The 21,333-nt window shown below is 47.2% G+C and carries 23 protein-coding genes; 16 read left to right on the top strand and 7 right to left on the bottom strand.

Annotation, left to right across the window (positions count from 1 at the left end; genetic code table 11):
* The first annotated feature begins 8 nt into the window (after positions 1-8).
* The 4 genes from BC351_RS39400 to BC351_RS39385 all read left to right on the top strand — a co-directional run bounded on the left by BC351_RS39400 (position 9) and on the right by BC351_RS39385 (position 2,606).
* Positions 9-677, top strand: coding sequence for an HAD family hydrolase (locus BC351_RS39400; RefSeq protein ID WP_079421147.1), 669 nt, complete (start codon positions 9-11; stop codon positions 675-677).
* 75 nt (positions 678-752) lie between these two features.
* Positions 753-977 (top strand): spore germination protein, encoded by a 225-nt coding sequence (locus BC351_RS39395; RefSeq protein ID WP_079421146.1) that lies wholly within the window; start codon positions 753-755, stop codon positions 975-977.
* Between the two features lie 202 nt (positions 978-1,179).
* Positions 1,180-2,226: a cation diffusion facilitator family transporter gene (locus BC351_RS39390; RefSeq protein WP_079421145.1), complete on the top strand. Its 1,047-nt coding sequence runs from the start codon at positions 1,180-1,182 to the stop codon at positions 2,224-2,226.
* Between the two features lie 17 nt (positions 2,227-2,243).
* Positions 2,244-2,606 (top strand): ArsR/SmtB family transcription factor, encoded by a 363-nt coding sequence (locus tag BC351_RS39385; RefSeq protein ID WP_079421144.1) that lies wholly within the window; start codon positions 2,244-2,246, stop codon positions 2,604-2,606.
* 48 nt (positions 2,607-2,654) lie between these two features.
* On the opposite strand, the gene BC351_RS39380 is transcribed toward BC351_RS39385, so the two are convergent.
* The 5 genes from BC351_RS39380 to BC351_RS39360 form a co-directional block, all read right to left on the bottom strand.
* Positions 2,655-3,770, bottom strand: a complete 1,116-nt coding sequence (locus tag BC351_RS39380) for a YheC/YheD family endospore coat-associated protein (RefSeq protein ID WP_079421143.1) — start codon at positions 3,768-3,770, stop codon at positions 2,655-2,657.
* A gap of 6 nt (positions 3,771-3,776) precedes the next feature.
* On the bottom strand, positions 3,777-4,904 hold the full coding sequence (locus BC351_RS39375) for a YheC/YheD family endospore coat-associated protein (protein WP_079421142.1): 1,128 nt from the start codon (positions 4,902-4,904) through the stop codon (positions 3,777-3,779).
* Positions 4,904-6,268 carry a YheC/YheD family endospore coat-associated protein gene (locus tag BC351_RS39370; protein ID WP_079421141.1) on the bottom strand — a complete coding sequence of 455 codons (1,365 nt, stop codon included), beginning with the start codon at positions 6,266-6,268 and terminating at the stop codon, positions 4,904-4,906. The genes BC351_RS39375 and BC351_RS39370 overlap by 1 nt, the downstream gene beginning before the upstream one ends.
* A gap of 99 nt (positions 6,269-6,367) precedes the next feature.
* On the bottom strand, positions 6,368-7,495 hold the full coding sequence (locus BC351_RS39365) for a YheC/YheD family endospore coat-associated protein (RefSeq protein WP_079421140.1): 1,128 nt from the start codon (positions 7,493-7,495) through the stop codon (positions 6,368-6,370).
* 9 nt (positions 7,496-7,504) lie between these two features.
* Positions 7,505-8,881, bottom strand: coding sequence for a YheC/YheD family endospore coat-associated protein (locus BC351_RS39360; RefSeq protein ID WP_079421139.1), 1,377 nt, complete (start codon positions 8,879-8,881; stop codon positions 7,505-7,507).
* 273 nt (positions 8,882-9,154) lie between these two features.
* On the opposite strand from BC351_RS39360, the gene BC351_RS39355 reads away from it, so the two are divergent.
* The 7 genes from BC351_RS39355 to BC351_RS39325 all read left to right on the top strand — a co-directional run bounded on the left by BC351_RS39355 (position 9,155) and on the right by BC351_RS39325 (position 14,793).
* Positions 9,155-9,490, top strand: coding sequence for a YlbF/YmcA family competence regulator (locus tag BC351_RS39355; protein WP_079421138.1), 336 nt, complete (start codon positions 9,155-9,157; stop codon positions 9,488-9,490).
* Between the two features lie 183 nt (positions 9,491-9,673).
* Positions 9,674-9,961: a hypothetical protein gene (locus BC351_RS39350; protein WP_079421137.1), complete on the top strand. Its 288-nt coding sequence runs from the start codon at positions 9,674-9,676 to the stop codon at positions 9,959-9,961.
* A 23-nt stretch (positions 9,962-9,984) separates the two neighbouring features.
* Positions 9,985-11,013 carry an FAD:protein FMN transferase gene (locus tag BC351_RS39345; protein ID WP_079421136.1) on the top strand — a complete coding sequence of 343 codons (1,029 nt, stop codon included), beginning with the start codon at positions 9,985-9,987 and terminating at the stop codon, positions 11,011-11,013.
* Positions 10,994-11,566 carry a ferric reductase-like transmembrane domain-containing protein gene (locus BC351_RS39340; protein ID WP_158082386.1) on the top strand — a complete coding sequence of 191 codons (573 nt, stop codon included), beginning with the start codon at positions 10,994-10,996 and terminating at the stop codon, positions 11,564-11,566. Before BC351_RS39345 ends, BC351_RS39340 begins: the two co-directional genes overlap by 20 nt.
* 150 nt (positions 11,567-11,716) lie before the next feature.
* Positions 11,717-12,775, top strand: coding sequence for an acyltransferase (locus BC351_RS39335; protein WP_079421134.1), 1,059 nt, complete (start codon positions 11,717-11,719; stop codon positions 12,773-12,775).
* A gap of 110 nt (positions 12,776-12,885) precedes the next feature.
* On the top strand, positions 12,886-13,878 hold the full coding sequence (locus BC351_RS39330; protein WP_079421133.1) for a LacI family DNA-binding transcriptional regulator: 993 nt from the start codon (positions 12,886-12,888) through the stop codon (positions 13,876-13,878).
* 99 nt (positions 13,879-13,977) lie between these two features.
* Complete coding sequence (locus tag BC351_RS39325; protein ID WP_079421132.1) at positions 13,978-14,793, top strand: phytanoyl-CoA dioxygenase family protein; 816 nt, start codon at positions 13,978-13,980, stop codon at positions 14,791-14,793.
* Positions 14,794-14,883: 90 nt separating this feature from the next.
* Here BC351_RS39325 and BC351_RS39320 read toward each other — a convergent pair whose 3' ends face one another.
* Positions 14,884-15,912, bottom strand: coding sequence for an NADH:flavin oxidoreductase/NADH oxidase (locus tag BC351_RS39320; protein WP_079421131.1), 1,029 nt, complete (start codon positions 15,910-15,912; stop codon positions 14,884-14,886).
* 29 nt (positions 15,913-15,941) lie between these two features.
* Positions 15,942-16,661, bottom strand: a complete 720-nt coding sequence (locus BC351_RS39315; protein WP_079421130.1) for a 3-ketoacyl-ACP reductase — start codon at positions 16,659-16,661, stop codon at positions 15,942-15,944.
* A gap of 192 nt (positions 16,662-16,853) precedes the next feature.
* Here BC351_RS39315 and BC351_RS39310 point away from each other — a divergent pair, with 192 nt between their 5' ends.
* The 5 genes from BC351_RS39310 to BC351_RS39290 all read left to right on the top strand — a co-directional run bounded on the left by BC351_RS39310 (position 16,854) and on the right by BC351_RS39290 (position 21,251).
* The gene (locus BC351_RS39310) at positions 16,854-17,156 is read left to right on the top strand and encodes a winged helix-turn-helix transcriptional regulator (RefSeq protein WP_244209346.1); all 303 of its coding nucleotides are present in this window, start codon (positions 16,854-16,856) and stop codon (positions 17,154-17,156) included.
* A gap of 492 nt (positions 17,157-17,648) precedes the next feature.
* Entirely contained in the window at positions 17,649-18,284 is a 636-nt protein-coding gene (gene hxlA / locus BC351_RS39305) for a 3-hexulose-6-phosphate synthase (protein WP_079421128.1), read from the top strand.
* A gap of 5 nt (positions 18,285-18,289) precedes the next feature.
* On the top strand, positions 18,290-18,847 hold the full coding sequence (gene hxlB / locus BC351_RS39300) for a 6-phospho-3-hexuloisomerase (protein WP_079421127.1): 558 nt from the start codon (positions 18,290-18,292) through the stop codon (positions 18,845-18,847).
* Positions 18,848-19,008: 161 nt separating this feature from the next.
* On the top strand, positions 19,009-20,013 hold the full coding sequence (locus BC351_RS39295) for an LLM class flavin-dependent oxidoreductase (RefSeq protein WP_079421126.1): 1,005 nt from the start codon (positions 19,009-19,011) through the stop codon (positions 20,011-20,013).
* 47 nt (positions 20,014-20,060) lie between these two features.
* Positions 20,061-21,251: an MFS transporter gene (locus BC351_RS39290; protein WP_079421125.1), complete on the top strand. Its 1,191-nt coding sequence runs from the start codon at positions 20,061-20,063 to the stop codon at positions 21,249-21,251.
* Positions 21,252-21,333: the final 82 nt, after the last annotated feature.

The raw sequence follows: 21,333 nt of genomic DNA, 5'->3' as shown, positions 1-21,333 counted from the left end.
GCTGGATGATGAGTATTCAGAGAAACCAACCCGAAGCGATGCTTTTTGACTTAGATGGAACGTTATTTCAAACGGAAACACTGCTTCTTCCTGCTTATCATGCTACATTTGATGAGCTTAGAGCCAAAGGGCTCTTTGCCGGGGAAACGCCGCCGGAAGAGCGTATTCTTGGAGCACTGGGCATGCTTCTAGAGCATATTTGGATAAGAGTCATGCCGGAAGCTTCCATTGAAACGCGCAACGCAGCGGACAAGCTGCTGCTGCAGTATCAAATGGATGGCTTGCAGCAAGGGCATGGCGTTATGTATGAAGGCGTTGCAGAAACTTTGCAAGCTCTGCGGGACAAAGGGATTCGTCTTTTTGTGGCGAGCAATGGGCTGGAGGATTATGTGCGTCAGGTTATTGAGGCCAAGGGACTTGGACATCTATTTGAAGGCTTGTACAGCGCGGGACAATATCAAACGAAGTCCAAAGTGGATTTGGTCCAGATCCTCCTTGATACGCATGGGATTCAGTCCGCTTGGATGGTCGGAGACCGTTCATCTGATGTGGAAGCAGGTCTGCGCAATAGCTTGACCGTGGCAGCCTGCGATTATGCCGGGTTTCGCGAGTCCGGGGAGCTGGAAGGGGCACATATCCGCATCCGCAGCTTTGCCGAGCTGCTGGACTATTTGTAATTCAGCGAGTTAGTCGCAAACGCGGTTGACTGGGCATACACTGTTATCACATTGATAGATAAGGTGCTGATCAGAATGCCTTCTTTTATAGGAATATTCAACATTATTAGAAATGAAGGAAACCTGGTGAATGGTGATACGCTTATCATTGCTCCAACAAGTGCAACGAAATCGTATGCAGGCAGCGGCGGCGGGATCACAGGTGATTTCGCGGTATCAACGGCAGTTTTCAGCGCTACAGTCACTTTCGACCCGGACGTTGTAGAAGCGGCAGCGAACAAAGTGGCAACAGGGACGTAGAAGCAAGATGGGAAGAGGATCGATTCAAGCTCATTAATGGGGCTGGAATCGGTCTTTTTTATTCGGAAGAAAGGGGCTTGACACCGGCTTGTTTGAATCGTTATTATGAATATATGAGTAATTGCTCATATGTTATTTGGATATGAATAAAGTACATGACAACACTCCATTCTAAGGGGCAGAGCGAAGGAGAGGGAATACGATGCATCAACATGAATCGAAAGAAAATGCCAAGGGGCTGAAGAATCAGACTTCGTGCAGTGGGCACGATCATCATAAAGGGGATGAATCTGCGTCCCATGGTCATTCTTACGGCCATTCCCACGGCCATTCCCATGATCATGGGCACGGCCACCATCACGGGCATCACCATCATGGCCACAGCGGAAATAAACGCGGGCTTATCATCGCACTTGTCATAACAGCGAGTATTATGATCTTGGAATTCGCAGGCGGTTTGTGGACCAACAGTTTGGCTCTGCTCTCGGATTCGGGCCATATGTTAAGCGATGCCGGTTCTCTTGCCTTAAGTCTTATGGCGCTCTGGTTTGCTGCCAAGCCTACCTCTGCGAACAAATCCTATGGCTTTCACCGTACGGAAATCCTTACCGCTTTATTCAATTCGGTGACGTTATTCCTAATCGCAGGCTTTATTATCTGGGAAGCGTTCGGGCGATTTCTTCATCCGCCTGTCGTGGCCAGCGGCTCGATGATGCTTATTGCGAGCATTGGGTTAATTGCCAATCTGCTTAGTGCCTGGTCCCTCATGCGCCAAGGGGATGTGCATAGTAATTTGAATTTGCGCAGTGCTTATTTGCATATTCTCGGGGACGCTTTGGGCTCCGTAGGAGCAATTGTAGCCGGAGGCGTGATGCTGATCTTCGGTTGGTATGCGGCTGATCCTATCATCAGTGTCATCGTAGCGCTTTTGATCCTAAAAGGAGCGTGGGCCGTTCTGAAATCGACGATTCACATCTTAATGGAAGGTACGCCAGCGGCGGTGTCCCACGGGGATGTCCAGATCATGCTGGAGGGGATTGAGGGAGTTATTAATGTCCACGATTTGCATATTTGGACGATTACATCAGGACTCGATTCACTTAGCTGCCATTTGCTTATCGCCGATGATCGAGATAGTCAGGTCATTCTGCAGCAAGCCATTCGTCAGCTTGAAGAGCAGTTTCAACTGACGCATGCCACGATTCAAATTGAAAACTCGACCACGATGCATGCGGAACTGAAAGTATAGGAAGGAGGAGACTGACTATGGAAAAAACGCTTATCGAAAGCTGTGAGGACGCGTGTACAGGAACAGGTCTTGTCCAATCCGCGATGGAGCCTCGATTGACGGAGCATCAAGCCGTAGGAATTGCCGAGGTGTTCAAAGCACTGGGAGATCCGACTAGGGTCAAAATCATTTATTTCCTCCTGCATCGGGAACTCTGTGTGCATGATCTGTCAACTGCTCTGGAGATGGGGCAGTCGGCGGTTTCACACCAATTGCGCTACCTAAGGGATTTGCATATTGTAAAAAGGCGCAAAGAAGGCAAGACAGTTTTCTATTCCTTAGATGACGGACATATTGAGCAAATTTTTGTTCAAACTCTTAATCATCTTCAACATATGTAAATCGGAAGGCTTCCAGCCGGTGGCTGCCGCTTCCGATGGCATGCAGAATTACGCCATGTTCGTTTCTTCTGTTTTTTTCTTCTTCTGCTGCATCATCCACAGAGCATATTCCAGGGGTCTTGTAACCGCCTTCTGATACGTTGCGCTTTCGCCAATTCTACGAAAGACTTCCCTGGAAGGCTTGGGATTAACTTCAAGCAGCCATACGCGACCACTGGGATCAACAGCAATATCCAAGCCTAGCTCGCACAGCTTGCCGAATTTGGTTTCCAGAAAGCCAGCAAGGGTGTGAGCAAAGCTGGTCATTTCCTGCTTGATGCTATCTATTTTGTCGGGCGATGAGAAGCGATACGATAACAATTTATTTTGGCTAACCGCGCTCCCGCCGCCGTGCAGGTTGGATGTAATGCTGCGATGAGGACCGATTCGACCGGCGCACCCCGTTACTTCCCATTCTCCTTGACCATTCTTCTGAATCAATAAGCGATAGTCGTGTACGCGGCCGTCTTTCAACGTCAACTTGATCCCTTGCTGCACAACATAATCAGGGCTCAGCTTCAAAGAATTCAGTTTGACCAAGAGCTGTTTCTCCGTAGCCCGATAAGGCGCAATAATCGTTCGATATTGATTACGGCCTTGCAATAAATAGAGATCACTACCAAGCTGTTCAATTCGCAAAATCCCTCGTCCGCCTGTGCCATTTTTGGGTTTGGCATAGATCAGCTTATGTTTCTTTATGGCTTTTACCAGTTCTTGAACGGAGCTGAATCGTTGCGTTGCCGGTAAATAAGGGCGAATGTTGTCATTTTCCGAAAGAAGCTGATGCATCGACCATTTATTGGCTAAAGGCCGGCTCAAGAAGGTAAGCTTCGAATGGCGATTGCGGAAGGCTTTAAGAATTCGATAATTCGCAACAGCTTTGTAGCGGCAGCGATCATAGATGACCGGAGGTAGGGAGGTTCGTCGACGAATCCATTTCCTTGACTCGGCATCGTAAGTTAAGGTGCGTACGGAATTGTCGCCCTCAACGTCATCAGGAGTGAAAACCTCAACCTGAACACCGATTTTCTTTCCTTCATTGCTCAGTTTTTGAAAATAAGCAAGCTCTTCCAGCTTAGATTGGCTAAAATAAATAGCGAGTACGCCTAGTCGTTGTGAAGACAAGCATAATCACCTTCTTCTCCTATTATTCATTAAGTAGAGACTGTAGCGAATAATGCGTTCGAGTGATTTCTGACGAATGTTCGGTTCGTCGAATTTCATTGGTTTCGAATTGGCTTCGAAGAACCAGATATGTCCGGTTGTATCGACGCCGATATCCATGGACATTTCCCCGAGCTGATTGCCTGAGGACTTCTCGATTTGCTTGGCTAGTGTCACCGCCGCTTTGCGAACCCGCAGCAATATGTTTTTCGCTTCTTTCGCGCCAAAGGCAGAAGTCAGCAGCTTTAACGGCTCGTCGATGGAGCCGCCGCGCGGGACGTGTGTTGTAATGCTGGCTTTGCCAGCTACTCGGGCACCTATGCCGGAGACACTCCAAACGCCTTTGCCTGTTTTTTGAATCAAAGCTCTCAGATCATAAGCCCGTTGTTTATATCGGGTTAATGCAATCCCTTGCTGAACAATATAGTCGTGCGTGCCGCGGTGCTTATTCCATTCCTGCCAGAGGTCGTCGGTGCTCTCATGGTAGCTGTAAATCATTTTCTTATCTTCCTGGCGGCTTAGTCGGTATTGATTTTGCTCATTTTTTGTCGTTACACGCTCAATGCGCATGATCCCTCGCCCGGCTTTTCCTTTCACCGGCTTCAAATAGAGAACGGCATGCTTGCGCAGAAGCTGTGACAGATCCTTGGCTTCACTTAATTGAAGCGTATCGGGCATATAGGTTTTGCTTTCCTTGGCATTGTTCAACCAACTGAATAAGGTCCATTTGTTAAAAAAGGAAGAATTAAATAATTGAACACTGGAGCTTCTGTTGCACGCTTGAATGGTTTGCTGCACGTCCGGCTTCATTTCCATTTTGCGGTAAGGGATGCGGTTGTAGACAACTTGTGGAGCGGGAACGAGTTCCCTGCTCCATTTCTTCGTTTGGTTATGATAACGATAGCCATAGATCTCAGGGCCGGTTAGATTGAAATCCTTCGTTGTCACAACATACACATCAACGCCAAGCCGTTCACCGGTTTGAATTAAATCGAGAAAGTTGTGCAAATTGCCGCGAAAGACACGATTGCTATCTTTGACAGTGAGAATGCCAAGCGTAGGTTTAATCTCTTTATCATGCAGAATGACTCCCATCAGCTTTCCCTCCTTGAACGGAAGCGGCTCAAGTAGAGGCAATGTTCATAAATATTTTGGATCGTGGCCACGTCGCCTTCTTTCAAGGAAGGATGTTTGAAGATCGATCTTCCGGGTTTGGCATTCGCCTCAAACATCCAGATTTTCTCGCTTTGATCAATTCCGATATCGAAACCAAGTTCTCCGAGCAAATGGTTGTAATTGTTCTCGATCCCTTCAGCGAGCTTAATCGCTGTTTCTTTGGCATTCGTCAGCACTTGCTCTGCACGGCTGCCGTAGATTTGACGAAGCACCTGCTCCGGTGTCATTAACTGGCCTCCATTGCGAATATGGGTGGTGACGCTGCCTTTGCCAGATTTCTTTGCGCCTATTGCCGCGACGACCCACTTGTTGCTGCCGTTCTTCGTCAGATGGAAGCGGAAGTCAATAGGACAGCTGTCGATCTCAATGAGACGAATTCCTTGCTGGGCGACATAGTTGGTAAGCCGGCCGCGTCCGGTTCCGAGCATTTGCATCAAGCCATCAAATTTGCCGTAGCGAATAAGCACATTCTTGCCGCCTTTGCGGTAGCGGACGAAATAACCTCGCTTTGGATTATAGGTGACACGGAAAATACCGATCCCCAAGCTTCCTGCTGTGGGCTTCAAATAAATGAATTTATGTTTATCCAGCATTTCCTTGATTTGCTCAGCTGATGGATTGATGTGAGATTCGGGTACAAAGCGGAAGGCATCGTCTCCGTCCAGCATTTTATAAACATCCCATTTATCAAAGAAACTCCAGTTAAAGAGAGGAATGCCTTTTCGTACAAAGCGATCCTTAAAGCCTTCCATACCTGCGGACTTTTCTGCTTTCCGGCTGGATAAGCGATTGTAGACGACATCCGGCAATGGGAAGGTTTTGCGGACCCAGCCCCCGCCCTCTTTGGGGATGATCCCTGTAACGGTTTCTTGGACCCAGTTCACACTCCTGGGGCTGAACGCGTAAACGAAAGATTTATTTGAACTTGTGTTCATAATTTGACGAATAAATCCTGTTTTGGAACCAAATGGAGAGGTGCCATTCTCCACATTCGTTAGGATTCCTATCACAGGACCGATTCGAAGTTCTTTATTGGTGGAACTTGATACTAAGACGCTTCCGGCTCGCGGAATACGCAGTGTAGCCATTAAGGAAAGCGGAATGTACATATGCTGACCACTTTTTTTGATCAGGCGGATCGGTAGAGTTGTGGATTTGGTGCCAACCTTTACAGTAATTGATTTATTGCCGGTTAACCGTAAAGCTTTGACGAGTTCACTTGTTAAGTAGACCGATCTATCTGTTCGTTGTACGGCGTGGAGCATACACGTTGTCAAACTCATTAGGTTACCCTCCTAAACTTGTTGCCCTACGGGCTTTCCGTGTCTAAACAAGCAGAAATCACCGTCTGCATATTCAGGCACATACCAGCGATGCCAAGCTCAGCTCAGCTTTTTATGAAGTAAAAATCCAGCATAATGTATCGGGTTCGCAATTGATTTCGTTTGTGCTTTATTATTATGCATACGCGCAAATATCGTTCTGCCTGGCTTCGAGTTTACTTCCAGAATCCATATACGCCCTTGAGTATCGATCCCAAAGTCGATACCGAGCTCAGCTAATCGCCCATGATACGTTTCCAGTACAAAGGGGACACGGCTTGAGAGTTGCGTAAGCGTATCGATCAGTTCCTCCGCTTGGAAGGCTCCGAATTCCTTGGTTAGGAAGTTGGAGACATCTTCTGCGGTGCCTCCGCCATGCAGGTTGGAAGTAATGCTTCCGGGCTTGCCGATACGCGCAGCCATCCCTGATATTTCCCACTGGCCTTGACCATTTTTTTGTACAAGGGAGCGGACATCATAAGCCATGCCCTGCGAAGATTGCAGAGTAAGGTATTCCTGGATGAGATAAGGACGTGATCCGATCATCCGGTGAAGCCAGCTCCAGCACGCATCAAACTCCTTGAACTGCTGCTGAATGGATCGATTGTTGGCGTCGCGTCCTTTTATTAGAAACATGCTGCCGCCTTCGGTTGCACGAAGATGTTGAAGGTGCAGAGCCCCTCTGCCTTGACTCCCGCCCTGCGGCTTCAGGAAGACGTCGTTCCTGCTTCGAAGCCATTCTTTCAGCTGTGAGCGGCCAGTGAGCAAGCTCGTTTCAGGCAAATAGCTGTGCAAAGCGCTGTCCTTTTGCAGGATTTGGCCTACTTCCCACTTTCCGCTCAAACCATAACCAAGGAAGCGAATACTGGGTGTCTTGCGAAGCCTGCTCACATGGTAACGGTATTGCTGATAGCTGCGTTTGCTGCTGAAGAAGCACCGATCATAGATCAGGGGAGGGAGGGGAAAGAGCTTCATGACCCATTCCTTTCTTTCACTCTCATAACGGTATCCCCGCACTAAGCCTTGCTGCCAATCGATGCGATTCGGTGAGAAAACGAAGACATCCAGTCCTTCATTGGCACCGTGCAAAGTAAGACTTTGGTAGAAGTCTGCACTGGCAAAGGGCAGCTCTCGATTCAATTCCGTTACCATAATCCCGAGTAAGGGACGTTGTGGGCTTCGCCGCATAATTTCACCTCAGAACTTCGCTAGATAACGCGCATATTGCACAATTTGTTTGACTGATGGTCTAATTTTCCGCTCATGATTAAGCGGTGTATTATCATCCTTGGACGGTTTGGAGTTCACTTCAAGCAGCCAAACCTTCCCGGTTTTATCAACAGCAAGATCGATTCCCAGCTCTCCAAAATGGTAGGGGATTTGTGTTTCAATCCCTTTGGCGATGTCCAAAGAAGCTTTGCGCAGGCGAGCGGTAATGGAAACGCGTGTAGCGGAGGCAAAAGATGTTTTGGCCAGAGCGCCTGATACTGTTGTCAGACTTCCGCCACGTGCCAGATTGGATACAAAATGCTGGGTTCCCGCGATGCGCCCAACAATCGAGGTGATGGCCCATTGACCTGTAGCACCACGCTGAACGAGTGCGCGGAAGTCAACGGGATTGCCGTCTGCTGTGATGAGATCAAGTCCTTGCTGCAGCTGGTAGCGTTGTGCCTTGAGTTTGCCGGATAAGGCATGAAAAACAGTAGTCAGCGAAGGGAAGGATTGTTTGCGGGCACCGGAGAGATTCGTAAAATGGCAGACATAGCCCGCTCCAGGTTCTTTGCGAATACGAATAATGCCTTTGCCCAAACTTCCAGTAATGGGTTTAAGGAAGAGCACAGGATGGCGGGCAGCCATGGATTTCAGCATCTGATAGTTTTTGAAAAGATAAGACTCGGGTAAGAAGTCATGCAGGCTGTTATCTTTGCGCAAAGCTTGGAATACTTCCGTTTTGTCCAAATATTTTTCATTGAAGATTTCTGTGGCATAACGAGCTTTGACATCTTTCATGAATTGTTGGACATTCGTTCTGTTCTCAAATCTGCGCGAAGTGAGCCGATTATAGATGACATTGGGAATCGGGAACGTCTTTTTGCTCCAGGAACCATTGGAATACGAATAGGCGTTAACGGTTTGGGCGTTGGCATGCATTTCATTAGGCGGAAAAAAGATCACCATCGCTCCAAATTGTTCACACGCATCCGTCATTTCTTTACAAAAAGCGGTAATAGCACCGAATGGACGATCTTTGGAACCGGCATAAACCCGGCTGATCATAACGCCAATCAGAGGCCCAATCGACAAGGTGCTCGTATTTTGCCTATAATGGAGATTAAGGCGGGCTCCTTGGTATAGACCAATTTTGGAGGCGAGGGTAGGATTTACACGCAGGCTGTTCGACGTAGCGGCGGAAACAACCTTGACCTCCTGTTTGGCGGAACCAAATCGCATGGTTATCGTTTGATTGGTCGGAACTTTCCATTTTTTCGCAATGGCTTCACTTAGAACAACGGTCCGATCATCCAAATAGATGCTGGTGCCTTGAATGGATATTCCAACTTTCGTCCTGGTCAATAGCAAACACTCCTTCCAGCATGAGAAAACCCCTATCGAGGCCATTCGAGGATGATCGACCGCGTGTAAAGGTATGTTTTATCGCCGATAAGAAAGCAGTTTTCGTTAACTAAAAACGCAATCTTTCTTATGTGGGCATAATGGCATTGCAGATTAAGCAAAGTAAACTACTCCATCATATGAGGACATATACCCCTTGGTGCTTATGTATATATGGAAAGTACAAAGGGAAAAGCCCAACCATGAATGAGAGAAACGAGGAGGATAACAAACATGAACGTACATGATAAGGCATATGAATTGGCAAAAGCGATCAAAGACAGCAATGAATATAAGGATATGCTGGAGAGCCGCGCGCAAATTGAGCAGGATCCATCCAGCCAAAGCTTGTTGGCGGATTTTCGGCAGCGTCAAGGTGAGCTCCAGCAAAAAATAGGCATGGATGGCATGCCGCCGCAAGAGGATATGGAACAATTACAAAAGCTGTATGAGGTGCTTGCGCTGAATCCCCGCATCAATCAATTGTTCGATGTGGAACGCAGATTATCTGTAGTACTAGAGGATGTACAGCGGATTATCGCGGAGCCTTTAACTGCGATGTTGAAATAAAAAATAGACTATCCCTAAGTTGAGAAAATGACTTAGTTGGATAGTCTTTTTTTATTGACAGTTTCAGCGGATTTTCAGTTATTGTTAAGATAGGATTCAGGCTTCTGGGCAGAGAATTGACTATAATAAAAACAAGCTTAATCCAAGTCATGCGTAAGCAAGCAAATCGAAGGTGGAATTACTATGAAAAAATCCAAATGGACCAAATGGCAAATCGGGATCGTCTTGGGAGTTCTGATTTTTTATTTATTTCAAGAAGTGAAATCCAGCCCGCCGTTTCTGGCAGCAGTGACTGCTGCTTCCTTATCCAAACAGAAGCTTGCTCCCGTCACCGTTCAGAAAGAGAATGCCAGCACACATGTTACGGACAGCAGAGATGCCCGAAGACGAAATAATAACCAGTCAACTGCCCCTCTCAACCGTTCTTCACAGTCTGAACTGAAATCACATACAAGAAGTCAAGCCTCATAAAAAATGATTTAGGGTGAACAGGCATGCTCAAGGAAATTAGCTTTCGAGCGATGAATACGCAGATCCAACTTTTGCTTGCTTCAAACTATGAAATGACGGATCTAGCATCCAGTGCAAAGACATATTTCACACTTGCAGAGGCGCGGTTCAGCCGTTTTCTCCCTTACAGTGAATGTTCACTGCTGAACAAACGGGCAGGAAGCCGTTGTCTCATTTCCGAAGAAATGGCAGCAATTTTGGCGCTTTCTCAGCATTATTTTGAGCTGACTGAGGGCGTATTTCATATTGCTATATTGCCCGCGCTTGAGCGAGCAGGCTACGATCGTACGTTTGAATTGCTTGACCATGTGGATAGGTTGCTGGAAGGTTCTGGACCTGCTCGACCTCTGTCGCAAAATGAGGAATTACATATGGATCTCGATATAAACATGCAGATGCAGTCCGTTCAAATGAAAGCCAATCAGACAATTGATCTGGGCGGTATTGCCAAGAGCTGGGCCGTTCGAGGACTTTCGGATGTTCTTCGCAGAGAGAGGCAAGTGCAGCGCGGGTTAGTTAACGCAGGCGGGGATGTTGAAGTCTGGGGAGGCGCATCGGAGGAGGAGCCTTGGGTCGTTGCGATTGCCAATCCGCACCCAGTGGAACTTGATCGTGAGGTCATGCTTCTATTAATGAATGGAGCTGTTGCCACCTCAAGTACACAGCGAAGAAGTTGGCAGACCAATGAGGGGAACATGCATCATCTCATAGATCCTCGAACAATGAAACCAAGCAAATCCTCTGTGATCCAATGTTCTGTTGTAGGCGCTAACTTGGTGGATTGCGAGATTTGGGCGAAGGTAATCTGTATTCTGGGCATTCAAGAGGGGATAGCGCTGTTTCGCAGAAAAACCGAGCGGTTGGAGGCCCTCATATACACCAACGATGGAGCCGTCCATTATGTGAAGTCCGAGGCGAAGTGGGTCAATGGGCAATGGGTAGGTCTTCAGCCAGATTATGTGTACGATTCGAATGAGAAAGGTGGGAGTGGAAATGATTCAAATCCTGGTTGATTTGCCTTCTTGGTCGCTTATCCGTCTTTTTGGTATTTTAGCGTACCTCAGCCTCTTCATAGGCATGGCGTTGGGGATTTCATATAGCTTTCCTTATTGGAAAGGCCAGAGGAAGGCGCAATTGCTGCGCTGGCATACTTCCGCAAATTATACAGGCACTTGTTTAGCTTTGCTGCATGCCGTTCTGTTAATCATTGATGCCTTCATGCCATTCGAATGGAAGGAAATTTTAATTCCTTTTGCAGCCTCAAATTCCGCTGGCTTGAATGGAATCGGCACTATCGCCATGTACGGCTTGCTGCTTCTCATCCTGACAACCGATCTTCGCCACAAATTAAAAAGAAAGCTGTGGCTGGCCTTCCACTTCTTGTCCTACCCCATATTTATTCTTGCATTGCTTCATGGATTATTGATAGGCACAGATAGTTCTAATATATGGATAAAAATGATGTATTTGAGTACTTTCCTTCTATTAGCAGGTTTAACAGTGGCTAGAGTGTTAATGGGCTCTCGTAAACGGCAAGTTGTGAAGCGGAAAACGTATTCGACGTAACATTGCACTATCTGGCCGCTGTAATGCTGAGCATACGAGCTTAAAGGCGGGGAATCGCAGCGCTAAGCGTAATGTGATATTGCGAAACTTGCCCAAACTGTCTATAGTAGTTAATGGGCATTTAAGAGGAAAAGAGGATTTGAAACCGACATGGCAAAAGCAAAAATCACGGAGCTTGATATCGTTCGAGCGCTCGCTATCCTTGCTGTCGTCCTGATTCATGTTACCGCGGATTGGACAGTGGATCCAGCTTTGAAAGGCAGCAGCACGCAGCTGCTTGTTTTATTTTTAAACAAAATCAGCTATTTTGCTGTTCCTGTTTTTATTTTTTTGAGCGGCATCGTGCTGTTCTACATCTATACGGATAATTGGAGCGCTAAGCAGGCCGGTATCTTTTATTGGAAACGTGTTCGTCAAGTCTTAGTCCCCTATATCGTATGGTCATTCTTCTACTATATATACAATCCCTGGCTGTGGACGCCTGATCATCCGATCAAGCTTGATTTCAGCGTGTTTCTGGAGCAGCTGAAATGGGCGGATTCCGGCTATCATCTGTATTTCATGATTATTATCGTACAGTTTTATGTGCTGTTTCCGCTGCTGGTATGGGCCGTTAGGAAGGCTGCTTGGTTCAAACGAACATTGGCCTTCTGGGGATTAGCCGTTCAAGCTGGCGTCTACGTCTACAGTCATTGGTTCGGGACCATCGACCACAAGCCGGAGCTGTGCATTACCTACTTTGGATATTTTCTCATTGGCGGTGCCATTGGAATGAATTACGGGGCATTCCGCTCTTGGCTGGATCGCAACAAAGGCTGGATACTGCCCGCAACACTCCTATGTGGACTTACCTATGCGGGACTCTATCTGCTTGGCTTAAAAGGCTACAATTTTGAAAACACATGGTTTGAAATTCTGTGGTTGTTATACAGCTTGGGGATCGGTATAAGCTTTATTTGGCTGGCCAAATGGCTGCAGCAGAAATGGGTCGGTTTGGCGCGGTTTTTTGTTTCTTTGGGTTCGGTGTCATTTGGTGTGTACTTAATGCATCCGGCGCTGCTTTCTTTATGGAAATATAAAGTTCATGTGCCAGGTTCGATTGTGCTTTTCAATGTGTATAACGCGATTGTGTTTGTTCTAATTGTAGCGATTCCTTGGGTACTGACGCTGCTATATAGAAAAGTAAGGAAATGGATAGCGATTTCATAGAGAAAGGCCCCAGGGAGGGGCCTTTTTTTTACTAATTATTGACAGCAGCGTGTAAAAAATCTAAAATAAATTAAAATATACTCGAGTAAATTTCTTGGAAAGGAGGAAGTATGGTCACTCGAAAAGATGTTGCCGAGCGCGCAGGCGTCTCCGTCGCCGTTGTATCCTATGTGATGAATAACAAGTCAAATGTAAAGGAAGCCACCCGCAACAAGGTGCTTGCTGTTATTGAAGAGTTGGATTATCGCCCCAATCTGATCGCTAAAAGCATGAAAACCAAGAAAACTCAGCAGCTGGCTGTTTTGGTCAATAACTTGGGCAATCCTTTTGAAGCGGGAATATTGATTAGTCTGGAAAAAAGCGCAATGGAACGCGGATATTTTCTTTTTTTTCAGAAGTTTCAACAGGATCAAGAGGAAAGCCTGAAGTCGCTGTTTGCTGGCAGGGTAGACGGCATTATTTTATTAGGACAAAGCCTTTCAATAACAACGGTTGAATATTTTCACCTACAGGGTATTCCTATTTTTTCGATCATGGAGCCAAGCTTTAATGAAGGACGTGAGGTGCCTTTTCTCGATATTGATTGGGGATCTGCCATGCAGCAGTTATTTGTTCATTTGAAAAGTTGCGGCTACCAATCAATCGCCTATTTGACAGCTAACGAGCAAATGAACTCGCATCATTATGAAGTGCGAAACCGAGCTTTGATGCAAGCGGCCAAAGAAGAAGATATTCGGGTGGATGAGTTGATTCGGGTGGATGTCTGCAATTTTGAAACGGCATATAGCCATTTGTTAGCGAGATGGACAGCGCAGCCTGCTTTCTCATATCAAGCTCTTTTATGTGTAAACGATCTAATGGCCGCAGGCGCAGTAGCCGCTTGTAAAAAGCTGGGAATTTCAGTCCCTGAGCAGTTGGCTGTTGCAGGTTGCGAGGATATCCTGATGTCCTCCCAGACTTTTCCTGCCATTACAACGATCCACTACCCAAGAGAAGCAATCGGCGAGGCGACGCTGGAACGCATGCATGCCCTCATCCAAGGTCATACCGTAACCCATGTAACCTTAGCGAATAATTTGGTTATTAGGGAAACGACATCATGATTAAATAGAGCCCCCAACTGAGGGGGAATATTTTTATTTTTATCTTATAATTTACTCGAGTAAATATCAACTAAAATTCATCTCTGGAGGAATTCTTTTATGAATCAGAACACATTGGAAATCGCACCTCTTGTTAATCAGTTTCATCAGGATGGTTATTTGATCTTGCGTAATATTCTTTCGGATGAGAAGGTAGCGCAGTTAAATACCGCTATTGACGGCATTCTTGCCGAGGAGAAAGAGTCGCTCGCTTACAATATTTACAACAGCGTTGAGCGGCATTCGGAGATTGCTTCGCTGATTGATGAACCCACTCTGCTGCCGCTTATCGTGAATCTGTTAGGCTATAATATTCAGCTTCATATTTCCCACCTCACCGTTCGGAAGCCGAATCCAGATGACCTCTTAACGGAAACGAACAGCTTCATCAACTGGCATCAGGATGGTCCCGCTCCCTTTTTTCCAACAATTAATGGACTGACGTCTATATATTATATCAAGATCTGCTACATTCTAAGCGACATGTCCGAGCCAGACAGAGGCAATACGAAGATCATTCCCGGCAGTCACCGTATGTCTAATTTTAAGCCAGTTCAAGGCAGTGTCGATGTTCCCCTAGAAAGAGAAACGCAAGTATGCGGGAAGCCTGGGGATGTATTTATTTTTGCCCAAAACATTTGGCATGCAGGAGGAATCAATCGCTCGGAATTTACGCGAAGACAGTTGTTCATGGGCTATAGCCCGATTTGGATGAGACCGATTGATTATCACAAAGCCTCAGACAGCCTGTTAAAGGATGCGGCACCTCAGCGTCGTCAGTTGTTAGGCGATATCAGTTCGAACTGCTTTAAGTATTACGTGCCGGATGAAGAGATGGTGCCTTTGAAAAAGCTGTTTCTCGGAGATGCGCATTAAGCAATAAAAAGATTGCCAGCCCCCTAACCGATAAATCCGGCGCAGGGCGGGCAATCTTTTTTTGCTACCAACAAGTATGATGTTTAAAGCTTAGTAGGCGCGAATATATGGTTTCGGGATGCTGGTTGGTTCGCTTTTTAAAGCAACAGCAGCATGTGTGGCCCAATAAGGATCTCGCAGCAAACCGCGGGCGATGGCTACCATATCAGCATCTTCATTGCCAATAACGGATTGAGCTAGTGCTGGGTCCTCCAGCATGCCTACAGCGATGACAGGTACTTGAAGCGCCTCGCGGAACTGACGTGCGAACGGGACTTGATAGCCCGGATGATTTCCGGGTTTTCTTTGGCCGGCAAGGCCTTCACCGCCAGAGCTTACATGGAAAGCATCAACGCCTACCGCTTGATAAGCTTTGGACAGCTTGATCGCGTGATCAATATCGTAGCCGCCATCCGCATACTCCACTGCAGAGATTCGGAAAATGAGCGGCATATCAGCGGGCATTTCTTTTTTAACCGCTTGAATGACTTCTACGCCGAATCTAGCCAGATCTTGACCGTATTCATCATCTCTTTGATTCGTGAGTGGTGATTGGAATTGATGGATGAGATAGCCATGAGCGCCATGAAGCTCAATCGTATCTACACCTGCCTTGACAGCGCGGCGGGCAGCCTGCGCGAACTGCTGAACAATCTCCTGTACTTCGCTTGTCGTCAGCGCACGCGGCATTTTGTATGAAGCCCCAGGGAAAGGAATGGCCGATGGCGCTACAGGCACTTCCGCATCTTCCGCTTTGCGTCCTGCATGGGCGATTTGAATGCCGATTTTGGCGCCATGCGCATGGACACCATCCATAATCCTGGCAAAAGCGGGAATATGCTCATCGGACCAAATGCCCAAATCCCCATCTGTAATTCGGCCATCAGGATGAATATCCGTCATTTCCATAATAATTAGACCCGTACCGCCAATCGCACGGCTGAGGTAGTGGACATAATGCCATTCATTCGGCTTGCCATCTTTCGCAGTAACGGAATATTGACACATGGGTGCCATGACGATGCGGTTTTTTATATGCAGGCCTTTGAGGTCATAAGGTGTAAATAAATCTTTCTTCATGTAAGTACCTCCTTGATGTCAACTTGCATTTATTGCGGGTTTGTCGTCCAAATGCCAGCTGTTTTTATGAAGACGCGCGGCGGCAGCTTCAAGCTGGCGAGAATCAGTTCAGCCACATCCTCAGGCTGCATCATACGATCCTCATCTCCAACGGGCAGACCTGTGTTGACGGCTAATTCTGTATTCACAGTACTTGGCGTTAGGGCCGTTACACGGATATTCGACTTCCTCACTTCTTGCATGAGCGCTTCAGTTAAACCGATAACGGCGAATTTGGATGCGCAGTACGCGGAGCCCGTTGCAAAACCTCGCTCTCCAGCGGTAGAGGCAATATTAATAATGCTTCCGCTCTTTTGTTGGAGCATGGAAGGCAGTATGGCGCGTGTGACATAATAGGTGCCCATCAGATTGGTTTGAATAATACGTTCCCATGCTTCGGGTTCCATATCAACCAAAGTACCAAACTGCGCAGTACCAGCATTATTAAGCAAAATATCGACGGAACCCAGCTTAGCGAGCAGATCTTCAATCGCACGATCGACTGCCTCTTTATTGGAGATGTCTGCCGTGGCGATGAACACCTCAACACCGTAAGTACTTGTTAAATGCTGTTGAAGGGTTTCCAAATCAGATTGACTTCTGGCTAGAAGTGCAAGATGAACGCCTTCTTTGGCTAATGCAATTGCCGCAGCTTTTCCGATACCTTTTCCGGCACCTGTAATCAGAGCTTTTTTATCTTTTAAATCCATATGAATCTCTCCCTATCTTTGGTTAGCAAGCATACGTATTGTGATTCCCAAGTATATCTGACAACTATGCATTTTATTATCGGCTGTTATATAATTAATTACAAGTACCCACTTTTTTGTAAGATAGTATCATTTAGTATACTTAAGGAGTCGTTAGCTTTGGGAGATCCCCTATTTAAAAGTTCAGTTGAAATGACATTAAAGGTGATGGGGGGCAAATGGAAGCCCGTTATCCTTTGCCATCTGACGGATGGCATTAAACGTTTTGGCGAATTAAAACGGGGAATGCCCGACATCACGCAGAAAATGTTGACTCAACAATTAAGAGAATTAGAAGATGATGGAATTATAGACCGCAAAGTATACACCCAGGTTCCGCCTAAAGTAGAGTATTCCCTTACGGAGTATGGCTTTACGATTACGGCCGTTCTGGATGTTATGGCAGATTGGGGTTTTAAACATAAGGGTCGGATTGAGACGGGTGTGGTTGAGTAGGTGGTTTGAAAAGAACTTGAACAGAGCTGTGAAAGAGCTATTAAAGAACTTCAATCGTTGGATTGAAGTTCTTTGACGTGTTGATACAGTTCAGCGGGCTATATTTTGGCGGGAGCCTGCTATAATGGCAGGCTCAGAGAGGTAAAGGGGCCGAGCATCTCCCGAGCCGGCCTTTTTGGCCGTCTCAGCCGGATTTGGCGGAGAAATGGTGCTTTTGAGGGAGCGAGCCTGCCATTATGGCAGGCTCAGAGAGGTAAAGCGGCCGAGCATCTCCCGAGCCGGCCTTTTTGGCCGTCTCCGCCGGATTTGGCGGAGGCGTGGTGCTTTTGAGGGAGCGAGCCTGCCATAATGGCAGGCTCAGATCAGCATCGCTGAGCCCATAGTATCCTTTTGGGTACTACGTCACCAAATAGTGCGTACTATCTTTATTTTTTGATCAGACATACAATAATCCCCATGAAAGAAAATAAAGACATGAGGAGAGAAACAACGATGGAACTTCAATTAGCTTTAGATCTTGTCGACATTCCACAAGCCAAACAATTAGTGAAGGAAGTCGAGCCTTTTATAGATATCATTGAAATCGGTACGCCTGTTGTCATCAACGAGGGACTGAGAGCGGTGAAAGAATTGAAAGAAGCGTTCCCTTCCCTAAGGGTGCTTGCTGACTTGAAGATTATGGATGCAGCTGGATATGAAGTCATGAAGGCATCGGAAGCTGGCGCGGATATTGTGACTGTGCTTGGAGCATCCGAGGATATGACGATTAAAGGGGCTGTAGAGGAAGCTAGGAAACAAGGCAAGCAAATTCTTGTCGACATGATCAGTGTCAAAAATTTGGAACAACGCGCTATAGAAGTAGATGCCTTCGGAGTTGACTATATTTGTGTGCACACAGGCTATGATCTTCAAGCTGTCGGGAAAAATTCTTTTGAGGATCTTCTTACCATTAAGCGGGTCGTGAAGCATGCCAAAACGGCGATCGCCGGGGGAATTAAACTAAGCACGCTACCTGAGGTTATTAAGGCGAACCCTGATCTTGTCATCGTTGGCGGAGGGATTACCGCTCAAGATGATCGTGCAGCCGCAGCCGCCGAAATGCAAAAAATGATCAAGCAAGGATCATAAGTCGGATGAAGACGAGTCAATATTTGGGTAAGATCCTCCAGGAGTTAAATCGGTCCGCTGATGACGGGTTAGATGAACAAGCCGACGAGCTGATTAGCCAGCTCCTCGCCTCCCGTAAAGTGTTTGTCGCTGGTGCCGGTAGATCCGGTTTGATGGCTCGCGCCTTCGCTATGCGATTAATGCATTTGGGCCTAGATGCTTATGTGGTTGGAGAAACCGTCACTCCGCCTATCGGGAAAGAGGATGTACTGATCATCGCTTCCGGCTCTGGGGAAACCAAAAGTCTCATTTCGATGGCGGCCAAAGCAAATAGTTTGGAAGCATCGGTTGCGCTGGTGACAATTCACCCTGAATCAACTGTCGGTCAATTATCGCAAGTGGCTGTGAAGCTTCCTGGCTCTCCCAAAGAACAGAGCGATAGCTCTCTGACAACCATACAGCCAATGGGCTCGTTATTTGAACAAGGATTATTGTTGTTTTTTGATGCTCTCGTTCTGAGGCTAATGGAGCGATTAGGGGATGACGCGAAGAACATGTTTGGCCGGCATGCAAATTTAGAATAAAATCGAACAAGCTTCTGAAAGCTATAGGCGAGTATGCCTAGCGCTGCAGAGGTTTGTTTTTGTTAAATGCGCTTATAAAGTTATTTGTTAAAGTTGCATCTTCGAATTTACAAAAAGTAAGCAGATGCTTATAGTTATATAAAAATGGAGGTAGAAATTATATGGTTCCCATTTCAATTCTAGATTTGGCCCCTGTCATAGTCGGCGGGACGCCTCGAGATTCTTTCAAACGTTCACTGGATTTGGCTCAACATGCCGAAAAGTGGGGCTATCATCGCTATTGGCTGGCCGAGCATCATAATATGCCGGGAATCGCAAGCTCGGCGACATCTTTGATCATCAGTCATGTTGCCAGCGGGACAGAGAAAATCCGTGTCGGCTCCGGTGGCATTATGCTGCCCAATCATGCGCCGCTCGTCATCGCCGAGCAGTTCGGAACTTTGGAATCGTTATACCCAGGCCGTATCGACTTGGGCTTAGGGCGGGCACCAGGCTCTGATCAGCCTGCCATGCGTGCACTCCGCCGCGGCTTAGGAAGCGACGGCAATGATTTCCCGGAAATGCTGAGCGAGCTGCGGGGCTACTTAGATCCATCTCGAGAAACCGCGGTGCCAGGCGTACGAGCTATTCCTGGCGAAGGGCTTAACATTCCGATCTGGCTGCTTGGCTCCAGTGGATTCAGTGCTCAGCTAGCTGGCCAGTTGGGGCTGCCGTTTGCTTTTGCAAGCCATTTTGCTCCGGGCTACTTGTTGACGGCGCTTGAATTGTATCGCGGAGGCTTCCGGCCTTCGGAAGCGCTGGAGAAGCCGTATGCCATGGTGGGTATCAATATCATCGCGGCCGATACGGATGAGGAAGCGAACATATTGGCAACCTCGCAGCTTCAGCAATTTCTAAATATTATTCGCGGTAGAACCGGATTGTTGAATCCTCCGGTGGACAATATGGAAGCCTTGTGGACGGCGCAGGAAAAAATGTACGTCCAGCAGCAGTTAAGCTATTCCATTGTTGGCAGCAAGGAGACGGTTCGTCAGAGGCTGCAGCAGGTCCAGCAGGAAACCAAAGCGGATGAATGGATTGTTGCCGCACAAATCTATGATCACGAGGCCCGTTTGAAGTCTTATCAGATCGTTGCGGAAATCATGCAGGAATCAGCTTCAAGCTGATCCTTGCAGCACTGTGCTCTAATTTAGAAAGGTTGGTAGCAACACGTATGAATCAGTCAGAAAGTTTATCTGGACAATTGGCAACCAAGGAACGGTTTCCCATTTCTATTTTCTCCCTAACGGTGGGTTCCTTTGCCATCGGGATGACCGAATTTGTTATTATGGGGCTTCTGCCCAATGTAGCCAGTGATTTGCAGGTCAGTATTTCCCAAGCCGGGCAGCTCATTACGAGCTATGCGCTGGGCGTAGCGATCGGTGCTCCGATCTTGGCTGTTGTTACGCATCGCTTGCCCCAAAAGCTGCTGCTGTGCCTCTTGATGGCCTTATTTATCTTAGGCAACGGAATTGCTGCCATAGCGCCTAACTATACGATCTTGATGATAGCGCGATTAGTTACGGCGCTGTCACATGGTACATTTTTTGGCGTTGGAGCCGTGCTTGCGGCTAATCTAGTGCGCCCGGATAAGCGGGCAGGAGCGATTTCGATTATGATGGCCGGATTAACGATTGCGAACATCATTGGCGTTCCTTTTGGCACGTTTATCGGGCAGCAGCTCGGATGGCGAGCTTCTTTTGGCGCCGTGGTGATCATGGGAATTATTTCGTTAATCGGCATCATCGCCTTCATTCCGCATATTCGGCAAGAGCATAATTCCAGCCTCACGAAGCAATTTCGGGCGCTGATGCAGCCCAGACTGCTGCTTGTTTTATTGATAGGGGCTCTGGGGACGGGCAGTTTATTTACGGTGTTCACTTACATTGCCCCGCTGCTTGAGCAAGTGACCGGCTTCTCTGAGTCAAGCGTAACCTGGATTCTCGTTTTGTTTGGCTGTGGTGTGACGCTCGGAAACATTTTGGGCGGAAAGCTGGCCGATTGGAAGCTAATGCCTTCAATGATAGGGAATTTTGCAGCGTTAGCTTTAATTTTAGCTGTTTTTGCATGGACTGACCGGGTGCCGATTGCTGCTGTCATCACTATTTTCATCTGGGGTGTCGCTTCCTTCGGCATTTTACCGGGACTTCAGGTCCGTATTATGACCATGGCCAAAGAAGCGCCCGCGCTGGCTTCGACCTCGAATCACTCCGCACTTAATTTGGGCAATGCCGGGGGTGCTTTCATCGGAGGCTGGTTCATCACGCACATGGGTCTTTCTTCTCTGCCTTGGGTGGGTTCGGCAATCACCGTTCTTGGACTTCTATTGGCACTGGTCAGCTACAGGCAGGATCGCCAAAGATAAGCTGCTGCTTCGATAACAGTTTGTCGACCATTTCCATGGAGACTTTCTCATATAAAATTAACTTTATAGAAAGAAGGTTGTT

Origin of the sequence: Paenibacillus ferrarius (assembly GCF_002027705.1) — a bacterium.
In the GTDB taxonomy this organism is placed as follows: Bacteria; Bacillota; Bacilli; order Paenibacillales; family NBRC-103111; genus Paenibacillus_E; species Paenibacillus_E ferrarius.
Note: the sequence above shows the minus strand (reverse complement) of the source record. Positions and strands in the feature narration are given on the sequence as shown.

Coding starts and splice junctions, on each gene's coding strand:
- hxlB (WP_079421127.1), top strand. CDS start 18,290: ATGAAGACGAGTCAATATTTGGGTAAGATCCTCCAGGAGTTAAATCGG.
- BC351_RS39315 (WP_079421130.1), bottom strand. CDS start 16,661: ATGGATTTAAAAGATAAAAAAGCTCTGATTACAGGTGCCGGAAAAGGT.
- BC351_RS39390 (WP_079421145.1), top strand. CDS start 1,180: ATGCATCAACATGAATCGAAAGAAAATGCCAAGGGGCTGAAGAATCAG.
- BC351_RS39320 (WP_079421131.1), bottom strand. CDS start 15,912: ATGAAGAAAGATTTATTTACACCTTATGACCTCAAAGGCCTGCATATA.
- hxlA (WP_079421128.1), top strand. CDS start 17,649: ATGGAACTTCAATTAGCTTTAGATCTTGTCGACATTCCACAAGCCAAA.
- BC351_RS39395 (WP_079421146.1), top strand. CDS start 753: ATGCCTTCTTTTATAGGAATATTCAACATTATTAGAAATGAAGGAAAC.
- BC351_RS39295 (WP_079421126.1), top strand. CDS start 19,009: ATGGTTCCCATTTCAATTCTAGATTTGGCCCCTGTCATAGTCGGCGGG.
- BC351_RS39325 (WP_079421132.1), top strand. CDS start 13,978: ATGAATCAGAACACATTGGAAATCGCACCTCTTGTTAATCAGTTTCAT.
- BC351_RS39375 (WP_079421142.1), bottom strand. CDS start 4,904: ATGGGAGTCATTCTGCATGATAAAGAGATTAAACCTACGCTTGGCATT.
- BC351_RS39385 (WP_079421144.1), top strand. CDS start 2,244: ATGGAAAAAACGCTTATCGAAAGCTGTGAGGACGCGTGTACAGGAACA.
- BC351_RS39365 (WP_079421140.1), bottom strand. CDS start 7,495: ATGCGGCGAAGCCCACAACGTCCCTTACTCGGGATTATGGTAACGGAA.
- BC351_RS39335 (WP_079421134.1), top strand. CDS start 11,717: ATGGCAAAAGCAAAAATCACGGAGCTTGATATCGTTCGAGCGCTCGCT.
- BC351_RS39345 (WP_079421136.1), top strand. CDS start 9,985: ATGCTCAAGGAAATTAGCTTTCGAGCGATGAATACGCAGATCCAACTT.
- BC351_RS39310 (WP_244209346.1), top strand. CDS start 16,854: ATGACATTAAAGGTGATGGGGGGCAAATGGAAGCCCGTTATCCTTTGC.
- BC351_RS39370 (WP_079421141.1), bottom strand. CDS start 6,268: ATGAGTTTGACAACGTGTATGCTCCACGCCGTACAACGAACAGATAGA.
- BC351_RS39355 (WP_079421138.1), top strand. CDS start 9,155: ATGAACGTACATGATAAGGCATATGAATTGGCAAAAGCGATCAAAGAC.
- BC351_RS39290 (WP_079421125.1), top strand. CDS start 20,061: ATGAATCAGTCAGAAAGTTTATCTGGACAATTGGCAACCAAGGAACGG.
- BC351_RS39350 (WP_079421137.1), top strand. CDS start 9,674: ATGAAAAAATCCAAATGGACCAAATGGCAAATCGGGATCGTCTTGGGA.
- BC351_RS39340 (WP_158082386.1), top strand. CDS start 10,994: ATGATTCAAATCCTGGTTGATTTGCCTTCTTGGTCGCTTATCCGTCTT.
- BC351_RS39330 (WP_079421133.1), top strand. CDS start 12,886: ATGGTCACTCGAAAAGATGTTGCCGAGCGCGCAGGCGTCTCCGTCGCC.
- BC351_RS39400 (WP_079421147.1), top strand. CDS start 9: ATGAGTATTCAGAGAAACCAACCCGAAGCGATGCTTTTTGACTTAGAT.